The sequence below is a fragment of the Brevundimonas denitrificans genome, from assembly GCF_030160755.1.
In the GTDB taxonomy this organism is placed as follows: Bacteria; Pseudomonadota; Alphaproteobacteria; order Caulobacterales; family Caulobacteraceae; genus Brevundimonas; species Brevundimonas denitrificans.
The window spans coordinates 38,385-47,598 of the sequence record NZ_BSOY01000013.1; the positions used below are offsets into that span (position 1 = coordinate 38,385).

Genomic DNA, 9,214 nt, shown 5'->3' on the forward strand with positions numbered 1-9,214 from the left:
CTTTCGCCGGGATGAGCGGAGTATTTTGTGATGCGAATGTTCGCGCTGATCTTCGTCGCGATGGGCCTCGCGCTTCCGGCCCACGCCCAGACTCCGCGCGTCCTCGACCCGTTCGAAACCCTGGCGCCCTGGGCGGCCGACGCCTCGACTGACGTGTCCTCCGCCATCTCCGCCATCGACGGTCACGACGGCCGGGCCATGCGGATGAGCTATGATTTCAACGGCCGGTCGGGCTACGCCTTCGCTGCGCGCGCCATCGACCTGGATGTGCCCGACAACTACGAGATCAGCTTCTGGCTGCGCGGCGAAATGGCGCCGAATACGCTGGAGATCAAATTCGTCGACGCCTCGGGAGACAATGTCCACTGGCGCCAGATTCGCGGCTTCCAGGCGACGCCGACGTGGACCCGCTACACCATCAAGAAGCGCCAGATCACCCGCGCCTGGGGCCCGAACCCCGATCATACCTTCCGCGGCGCCGAGCGGGTGGAGTTCGTCATCACGGCTGGCGAGGGCGGAGCCGGCTGGATCGAGGTCGATCAGCTGGAGCTGCGCCCACTGCCGCCCGAACCGTCCGTGCCGCCCCGGCCGCTGGCGAGCGCGACCAGCGCGGACGGGCTGAATGTCGCGGCCCGGGCGGTGGACGATGACCCGGCGACGGCGTGGCGCTCGGCCGGCCTCGGCGAGCAAGGCCTGACGCTGGACCTCGGTTATGAGCGCGAGTTCGGCGGGGTCACCCTGCGCTGGGCAGAGAAGGCGGCGGCCTCGGCCTACCGGCTGCGGGCCTCTTCGGACGGCGAGACCTGGCGCGATCTGGCGTCGATCAGCGACGGCGACGGCGGCGTCGACTGGCTGCGCACGCCCGAGGCCTCCGCGCGCTGGCTCCGGCTGGATCTGCGGTCTCCGCAGCCGGCCGTCGGCGGCGACCGGCCCGTCGGCGCCTATGCCCTGAACAGCCTCGAGATCGAGCCCCTGTCGTTCGGCGAAAGCCCGACGGCCTTCATCCGCGCCGTGGCCGAAGAGAGCCGGCGCGGCCTCTATCCGCGCGGCTTCATCGGCGAACAGCCCTACTGGACCCTCGTCGGCGTCGACGGCGGCGGCGAGAGCGGTCTGATCGGCGAGGACGGCGCCATCGAACTGCGCCGCGGCGGGCCGTCGATCGAGCCGTTCGTCCTCGACAACGGACGGCTGACGACCTGGGCCGATGTGAACGTCAGCCAGAGCCTGCAGGACGGCGACCTGCCCATCCCGACCGTGACCTGGACCGGCGACGACTGGACGCTGGCCATCACCGCCTTCGCCGAGGGAACGCCGGAGCAGGCGCAGCTGTACGGGCAGTATGTCCTGACCAACGCCTCCAACCGGCCCCGCACCCTGACGCTGGCCCTGATGGCGCGCCCGCTCCAGGTCAACGGGCCGTCGCAGTTCCTCGCCATTCCGGGCGGCGTCGGGCCGATCGAACAGGTCGACTGGAACGGCTCGACGCTGGTGCTCAATGACGCCATCCGCATCAGCACACTCGTCGCGCCCGACGGCGTGGCGATGGCCCCGTTCGCGGCCGGCGCGGACCCGCAAAGCCTGCTGGCCGCGGCTGACCGCCGCCGCGATCCGGCCCTGCGGCATGTGGACTCTGACCGCAGTACGCTCATGGCGGGCGCCCTGCTGTACGACGTCACCCTGCAACCGGGCGAGACCCGCATCTTCGGCCTTGTCGCCCGCCTCGCCGGACCGACCCCGGACCTCGCGCCGGTGGCCGATGTGGCGCAGACGCTCGACGCCGCCCGAAGTCGCGTCGCCGCCGGCTGGCGCGAAAAGCTCGACCGTTTCGACCTGACCCTGCCGGACAGCCAGCAGCAGATCGAGGACGTCATGCGCGCCTCGCTCGCCCATATGCTGATGTCGCGGCAGGGGCCGATCCTGCAGCCGGGCACGCGATCCTATAATCGCAGCTGGATCCGCGACGGGGCCATGATGGCCGAGGGGCTGAACCGGCTGGGCCACGCCGATCTGTCGGCGGACTATCTGCGCTGGTACGCCCCGTTCGTGTTCGACAACGGCAAGGTGCCCTGCTGCGTCGACTTCCGCGGCGCCGATCCCGTGCCCGAGAACGACAGCCACGGCGAGTTCGTCTTCCTCGCCGCCGAGACCTGGCGCTACACGGGCGACGAAGCCCTGCTGCGCGAGGTCTGGCCGCAGGTGCAGGCGGCCATCGGATACATGGATGCGCTGCGCGCCTCGACCCGGACGCCCGCGTTCGAGGCGGCGGATCAGCGCCACCTGTACGGCCTGCTGCCGCCGTCGATCAGCCATGAGGGCTATTCGGACCGTCCGGCCTATTCCTACTGGGACGACTTCTGGGGCCTGCTCGGCTACCGCGACGCCGCCTTCATCGCCCACGCTTTGGGCGATGCGGCCGCCGCCGCCCGCATCCGCGCCGCCGAGGCCGAGTTCCGCAGCGACATCATGGCCTCGATCGCGGCGACCGCGCGGGTGCACGGCATCGACTGGATCGCCGGCGCCGCCGACCGGGGCGATTTCGACGCCACCTCGACCACCATCGGCCTGTCGCCGGCCGGCCTGATCGACGACCTGCCGCAGGACCTGCTTGCCCGGACCTTCGACAAATGGTGGGAGAATTTCACCTCGCGGCAGGAGAACCGGCAGGCGTGGCGGGACTACACCCCCTATGAGCTGCGAAACGTCGGCGCCCTGGTTCGTCTGGGGCGCCGTGGGGACGCCCTGCGCGCGCTCGATTTCTATTTCGCCGACATGCGGCCGCGGGCCTGGAACGGCTGGGCCGAGGTGGTCGGACGCGACGAACGCGAGCCGCGTTTCATCGGGGACATGCCGCATGCGTGGATCAGCTCGGACTACATCCGCTCGACCCTCGACCTGCTGGTCTATGAGCGCGACCGGGACCACGCCTTGGTGCTGGCGGCGGGCGCGCCGACGGCCTGGCTGGAAGGCGAGGGGGTCGGGGTGACGGGCGTGCGCACCGCCTGGGGACCGCTGACCTACCGGTTCCGTGAGGACGGCGCCGGCTATCTGCTGACCCTGGACGGCCAGGTCGCGCCGCCGGGCGGCTTCGTCATCCAGTGGCCTGCGGGCGAGACGCCGCCGGCGCGGGTGCGTATCGACGGACGCGCTGCGGAATGGTCAGGGTCAGAGCTGGTGATCCCGACGGGCGCGCGGCGGGTGGAGATGCGGTAGGCGTCAGTCCCCGTAGTTGTCGTACCGCTGCCCCTGGGCCAGATTGCCGAACTTGGTCGTATTGGCGTCGAAGCTGAGCTTGATGATGCCGATCGGGCCGTGGCGTTGCTTGCCGATGACGACCTCGGCCTGGTGTTCCAGACGGTCCATGTCCTCCTGCCACTGCAGGTGTTCGGGCGAGCCCTCCCGCGGCTCGGCGCGGCCCAGGTAGTAGCTCTCGCGATAGACGAACATGACGCAGTCGGCGTCCTGCTCGATCGAGCCGGATTCACGCAGGTCGGACAGCTGGGGCCGCTTGTCCTCGCGTTGCTCGACCTGACGTGACAGCTGCGACAGGGCCAGGATCGGCACGCTCAGTTCCTTGGCCAGGGCCTTGAGGGCGCCGGTGATCTCAGACACCTCCTGCACTCGGTTCTTCTGGCTGTTTTCACCGGTGGTGATCAGCTGCAGATAGTCGACGATGATCAGATCGAGGCCGTGCTCCTGCCGCTTCAGCCGGCGGGCGCGGGCGGCGAGCTTGGAGATGGACAGGCCGCCGGTGGCGTCGATGAACAGGGGGCTTTCGCCGATCTCGACGGCGGCCTCGCGGATGCGGCCGAAGTCGGCGGCGTCGATCTCCCCCTTGCGCAGCTTGTCCGAGGACACGCCCGAGGCGTCGGCCAGGATACGCATGGCCAGCTGCTCGGCGCTCATTTCCAGCGAGTAGAAGGCCACCACCCCGCCGCTGACCGTCTTGCGGCCCTCCGGCGTCGGCTCCCAGCGGTAGTTGCGGGCCACGTTGAACGCGATGTTCGTCGCCAGCGCGGTCTTGCCCATCGAGGGCCTGCCGGCGAGCACCAGCAGGTCGGAAGGGTGCAGGCCGCCGAGCTTGGCGTCGAGGTCGTCGAGGTGGGTGGCCAGTCCGGCCAGTTTGCCGTCGCGCTGATAGGCCTCGGCCGCCATCTGCACCGCCCCGCTGAGGGCGCTGGAGAAGCTGACGAAGCCGGACGACGGCTTGCCGGTCTCGGCCAGGGTGTAGAGCTGCTGCTCCGCCTGTTCGATCTGGTCGATGGCGGCGGTTTCGGGCTGGGGCGCCTCCCGGACGATCTCGCCGCCGATGCGGATCAGGTCGCGGCGCAGCGCCAGATCGTAGACGACGCGGGCGTAGTCGGGGGCGTTGGCCGCCGGCGGGGCGCGATCGACCAGATCGGCGAGATAGCGCAGGCCGCCGAACTCCTGGAACGCCGGGTCCAGCTTGAACCGCTCCATCAGAATGGTCGGTTCGGCCAGCATGCCCTGCCGAATGTGATCCTCGATCGCCTCATAGAGCCGCTGGTGGAAGGGCTCGTGGAAATGCGAACCGCGCAGCCGGTCGGACAGCCGCTCGAACACCGCATTGTCGAACATCAGCGACCCCAGAAGGGCCTGTTCGGCCTCCAGGTTGTGCGGCATCGACGGAATGGAGCCGGAGTCCATCGGCGAGGGGAATTGGACGGGGGCGAACGCGTTCATCGGGGTCATGTCTTACCCATGCGCGCGGCCTGCGTCAGTCCCGGTCGCAGGCTTCATGGGGAGCGATTCCGGGCCGCTGTGGACGTTCCGGAATTCCGTAGTCGGAACAGTTAACGGCTCAGCTTGCGCAGGGGTACCGCGACCGCATCCAGTTGCGGATGCCGTCGGTGACGGTCATCCGTTCGCGCCGGGCCTCGGGAATGCCGTTGAGGAAGGCCAGCATCTGGCGGACATCCAGATTGATCCGCTCGGGCGGACAGGCGGGCGGCGTACGGCCGGCGGTCCGCGCCGTCTGAATCTCGTTCCCGACGGTCCGGAAGGCGCGCTCGGCCTCGCCCTTCAGCCGGTGCGCGTCCGGACGCAGCATGGCGGTCGGGTTCAGCGGGATGCGATTGGCGCGGGTGACGAAGTCATTCAGCGTCATGGCGGACTGCGCGGTCGCGGAGCCTGCGGCCAGACAGGCGGCCATGCCGATGGCGAGTGCAAGTTTCTTCATCGTCAATCTCCCCCGACAGCTTAGCTTGGCCGTGACTTTGCGGCGGTATAGCGGCCAAGAGAAAGGGCGCGCCCGGCTGGACGCGCCCGATCACTGACTTGTTATCAGAAGGCTTCGGTTCAGGCTTCCGAACCGAGGCCGTCCTGCTGGCCGGCGCCGCCGGCGACCATGTCCTTGGCCTGTTCGAGGGCCAGTTCGCGGTCCTCGTCATAGGCGGCCTTGATCACGTCCTCGCCCTTCGCCTGACGCTCGGCTTCGTCGGCCGAACGGGCGATGTTGATCTTGACGGTGGCCGAGACCTCGGCGTGCAGGCGAACCAGCACTTCGTGGACGCCCAGCGTCTTGATCGGGGTGTTGAGGACGATCTGGCTGCGCTCGACCTTGCCGCCTTCGGCCACAACGGCCTCGACGATGTCGCGCGCGGCGACCGAACCGTACAGCTGACCCGTCTCACCGGCTTGCCGGATCATGACATAGGTCTGGCCGTCGATCTTGGAGCCGATCGTGGCGGCGTCGGCCTTGTTCTTCTCGTTGCGGGCCTCGATGGCGGCGCGGTCGAGTTCGAACGCCTTCAGGTTCGCGGACGTGGCCCGACGGGCCTTGTCGCGCGGCAGAAGGAAGTTGCGGGCGAAGCCGTCCTTGACGGACACGACGTCGCCGATGGCGCCGAGATTATCGACGCGCTCAAGCAGAACGACCTTCATCTTATTTCACCACGTAAGGCAGGAGGGCCAGATAACGGGCGCGCTTGATGGCCTTGGCCAGTTCGCGTTGCTTGATCTGGGAAACAGCGGTGATGCGCGACGGGACGATCTTGCCGCGCTCGCTGATGTAGCGTTGCAGCAGTTTGACGTCCTTGTAGTCGATCTTCGGCGCGCCTTCGCCCGTGAACGGGCAGACCTTGCGGCGACGATAGAAGGGACGGCGTCCGGCGGCGCCGGAGCCGGCCGGCGCGCCCGGCGACGGAGCGGTGGTGTCGGTCATGTTCCGGGTTCCTTAAAAGGTGGCTTCGGCGGCGGCGTCGTCGCGGGGCGTGCGCTCACGCTCACGTTCGCGCTCGCGTTCGCGGCGGGCCAGCAGGGGCGACAGTTCCAGGTCGAGTTCCTCGACGCGGACGGTCAGCCAGCGAAGGACGTCTTCGTTGATCGACAGCTGACGCTCGACCTCGGCCATGGCGGCGGGCGGGCAGTCGACGGCGAGCAGCGAATAGTGCGCCTTGCGGTTCTTTTTGACCCGATAGGTCAGGTTGCGCAGACCCCAGTATTCGATCTTGGCGACGGTGCCGCCGCCGGCTTCGATCAAACCCTTGATGGTGTCGTTCAGCGCTTCGGCCTGTTGCGCGCTGATATCCTGGCGCGACATGACCGTGTGCTCGTAAAGAGCCATGCGGTATTCTCCCTTGTAGGGCGTCGGCGCGAGGGGACCGGGTAAGTCCTCTCCCACGATGGATCCTGAAGCGGCGGTCGGGATGACTTCCCGAACCCTTTGGAACTCCGCGTCAGGACCGAAGCCCTGGAAAGGCGGCGCGTATAGGGGAAAAGGGCCCGGGGGGCAAGGCGCGTGACGGCTAGAACGACCGCCGGACGGATATGTAGGCCTGACTGCTGCCCGGATTGCGGCTGACCTCGGTGTAGAGGGGCGCTCCGACGTTGCGGGGCCCGCTGAACAGGGTGAAGTCGCTTTCACTGTCCGAGGCGATGTAGAGGCCGCCCGAGACGCTCCACTGCGCGTCGGGACGATAGGTCAGGCCGAGGTTGAAGGTCGGGTCGGAGCGGAAGTTGGACAGGGTGCTGGGTCCGAAGCTGCGGCTTTCCGATCCGCTGCTGGCGCTGACGCTCCAGCTGATCCGCTCGGCGACGAGGTTCTGGCTGAGCGCGAAGGACCAGCCCACCACCTGTTCGCCCGACAGGCGGCGATCTTCAAACGTCACGGGGTCCGTCGTGTTCGACCAGCGATAATAGACCTGGCCCGACAGGATGCCGCCCTCGAAGCCGAAGCGGTCCAGCGGCAGACGGCTGGACAGGGTCAGCTTGTCGCGGGTCGCCGTGCCGACGTTGCGGGTGATGTTGAAGGTGCGCGGCGTCGTTCCGCCCGGCGGGATCTCCTCGATCACCACGACTCCAAGGACGTCCGAGAAATCCTCATGGGTGAATTCGGCGACAAGGGAGCCCTGCCGGTCGAACAGCCGCTCGTAGCGGGCGTTCGCCAGCCAGACCTGCGCCGGCCGGATGTCGGGATTGCCGCGACCGAAGATCCCCGTCGAAAAGGCGGCCGAGGCGGTGAACGCGCCGAACGACAGCTGGTCGACATTCTTCTCCAGCTTGAAGGTCACGGTGTTGCGGGGCGCCGGCGTCCAGGTGAGGTTCAGGCGCGGCTTCAGATAGCCCAGCGTCGTCTCGCCCTCGCCGGCGGTGCCCGTGGCGATGATGCGCGACAGCTCGTATCGCAGATTGGCCTCGACGCTCAGGTCGGTTCGTGCGGCCCACCGGGCGGTGACGAAGGTCTCGCTGCGCAGCTCCTCGACGCGGGTGTCATCCCCCGGCAGCAGCAGGGGGCTGTCGTCGAACGTATAGGCGCTCGCGCTATCGACCCAGTTGAGCGCCACCTCCGTGCCGGCTTCGAAGCTGACGTCGCCGAACCCGGTTTCCAGATCGGCGAATTTCAGGGTCGCGCCCAGTATGCTCTCGCCCGACAGCTGGTCGCTGAGAACGTCGGAGGTGAAGGACGGCGTGTCGTACTGGCTCGTGTTGTCATTGTCGGTGATGGACTGGAAGCCGACCAGCTCCAGGTTCATCCCGCGCGGCAGGCTGCGGGTCCAGCGAAGCCCGGCCTCGCCCCGCCAGCGTACGGCGTCCGACAGGCTGCTCTCCTGACCGCCGGGCAGGATCAGGGTTTCCGCCCCCTCATACACACTGCTGTTGTAGTTGATCAGGGCGTTGGCCCGGATCCGCCCTCCGCCGAACGGACCCTCGTAGACGCCGGTCGCCTCGGCCGTCGTATACCCGAACGCGCCGTCCTCGAGGCCGATCATGACCACGTCGCCGGCCGGATTCCGGCGCTCGCGGACGCTGCCCGTCTCCTGGCTGCCGTTGTTGTAGCGGAACGATCCGTCCATGGAGCGGCCGTCGCGTTGGCGCTGGACCTGGATCCCGAGGCTGGGCTGGAACAGGCCCTGGTCCGTCAATGTCAGACCCGCGCTCATCGCCCCGGTCACGCCGGCGTCGGGCTTGCGGATGACATTGGCGACCACCGACTTGCCCTGCATGTCGATTCCGCCGGCCCCGGCCCGGACGATGTCGATCCGCAGCACCTGCGAGGCCGGGATGCGTGACAGGACGGTGGACAGGGCGTCGCTGCGGGTCGGTGGCCGCTCGCCGTCGATCAGGACATTGCCCGCCGTGCCCGCGAACCCCCGCGCCGAGGTCCCGCCATCGAACTGGAAGCCCGGAATACGGCCGATCATGTCCCATGCCGTGACCGGTCGGAACTCGGTGAAATACGCCGGTTCATAGGGCGTGATGTTGGGGTCGGCCGAGGCCGGCGCCTGGGCGGACGCCGCAGCTGCAAGCATCGTCGAGAGTGCGAGGATAGACGCGCCGAGCAGTCGCCAGCGTCCGCGTGTTCCGGCCATGTGTCTCGATTCCCCACCCGTGTCGGGACCGAACCTTGACGCGAAATATGTCGGATACACGACCGGAAACTGTCGAAATTGCCGTCGAAAGCGTGGCGGCTCCAACTACTCCGGACGCACCACCATGCAGGTGACCCGGCGCTCGGACAGGGTCGCACAGGCCGCCTGGGCGCCCTGTTCGGACATGCCGGTGAAGCGTGAACGGTACCATCCGCTGGCGTTCTGCACCGTCCGCTCGGCCGAGGCGAACTGGCTGCGGAAGCGGCGGTTGATCTCGGTCAGCCAGTCGCGGGCGACGGTCTCGTCGCGGAAGGCGCCGACCTGGACCGACCAGCGGCCGGCGGGCTCGCGGGCCGGTTCGCGCGCCGGGGGCCGGGCCGGGGGCC

Annotated in this window: 8 protein-coding genes; 1 reads left to right on the forward strand and 7 read right to left on the reverse strand. The window is 68.4% G+C overall.

Going from position 1 to position 9,214, the window contains the following annotated elements; all coding sequences use genetic code 11:
- Window positions 1-30: 30 nt before the first annotated feature.
- Window positions 31-3,210: a discoidin domain-containing protein gene (locus QQJ79_RS04845; RefSeq protein WP_284221721.1), complete on the forward strand. Its 3,180-nt coding sequence runs from the start codon at window positions 31-33 to the stop codon at window positions 3,208-3,210.
- A 3-nt stretch (window positions 3,211-3,213) separates the two neighbouring features.
- Here QQJ79_RS04845 and QQJ79_RS04850 read toward each other — a convergent pair whose 3' ends face one another.
- From QQJ79_RS04850 to QQJ79_RS04880, 7 genes are all read right to left on the reverse strand, one after another.
- A complete protein-coding gene (locus QQJ79_RS04850; protein WP_284221723.1) occupies window positions 3,214-4,701 on the reverse strand; it encodes a replicative DNA helicase in 1,488 nt (495 codons plus the stop codon).
- Between the two features lie 118 nt (window positions 4,702-4,819).
- Window positions 4,820-5,197: a hypothetical protein gene (locus QQJ79_RS04855; protein ID WP_284221725.1), complete on the reverse strand. Its 378-nt coding sequence runs from the start codon at window positions 5,195-5,197 to the stop codon at window positions 4,820-4,822.
- A gap of 119 nt (window positions 5,198-5,316) precedes the next feature.
- The gene (rplI, locus tag QQJ79_RS04860) at window positions 5,317-5,901 is read right to left on the reverse strand and encodes a 50S ribosomal protein L9 (protein ID WP_284221727.1); all 585 of its coding nucleotides are present in this window, start codon (window positions 5,899-5,901) and stop codon (window positions 5,317-5,319) included.
- A 1-nt stretch (window position 5,902) separates the two neighbouring features.
- Window positions 5,903-6,181: a 30S ribosomal protein S18 gene (rpsR, locus tag QQJ79_RS04865; protein ID WP_284221729.1), complete on the reverse strand. Its 279-nt coding sequence runs from the start codon at window positions 6,179-6,181 to the stop codon at window positions 5,903-5,905.
- A 12-nt stretch (window positions 6,182-6,193) separates the two neighbouring features.
- Entirely contained in the window at window positions 6,194-6,583 is a 390-nt protein-coding gene (gene rpsF, locus QQJ79_RS04870) for a 30S ribosomal protein S6 (RefSeq protein WP_056615127.1), read from the reverse strand.
- A 181-nt stretch (window positions 6,584-6,764) separates the two neighbouring features.
- Window positions 6,765-8,828: a TonB-dependent receptor plug domain-containing protein gene (locus QQJ79_RS04875; protein WP_284221732.1), complete on the reverse strand. Its 2,064-nt coding sequence runs from the start codon at window positions 8,826-8,828 to the stop codon at window positions 6,765-6,767.
- Between the two features lie 105 nt (window positions 8,829-8,933).
- On the reverse strand, window positions 8,934-9,214 hold a 281-nt coding region (locus tag QQJ79_RS04880), incomplete at its 5' end, for an SPOR domain-containing protein (protein ID WP_284221734.1).

Coding starts and splice junctions, on each gene's coding strand:
- rpsR (WP_284221729.1), bottom strand. CDS start 6,181: ATGACCGACACCACCGCTCCGTCGCCGGGCGCGCCGGCCGGCTCCGGC.
- rpsF (WP_056615127.1), bottom strand. CDS start 6,583: ATGGCTCTTTACGAGCACACGGTCATGTCGCGCCAGGATATCAGCGCG.
- QQJ79_RS04875 (WP_284221732.1), bottom strand. CDS start 8,828: ATGGCCGGAACACGCGGACGCTGGCGACTGCTCGGCGCGTCTATCCTC.
- QQJ79_RS04845 (WP_284221721.1), top strand. CDS start 31: ATGCGAATGTTCGCGCTGATCTTCGTCGCGATGGGCCTCGCGCTTCCG.
- QQJ79_RS04855 (WP_284221725.1), bottom strand. CDS start 5,197: ATGAAGAAACTTGCACTCGCCATCGGCATGGCCGCCTGTCTGGCCGCA.
- QQJ79_RS04850 (WP_284221723.1), bottom strand. CDS start 4,701: ATGAACGCGTTCGCCCCCGTCCAATTCCCCTCGCCGATGGACTCCGGC.
- rplI (WP_284221727.1), bottom strand. CDS start 5,901: ATGAAGGTCGTTCTGCTTGAGCGCGTCGATAATCTCGGCGCCATCGGC.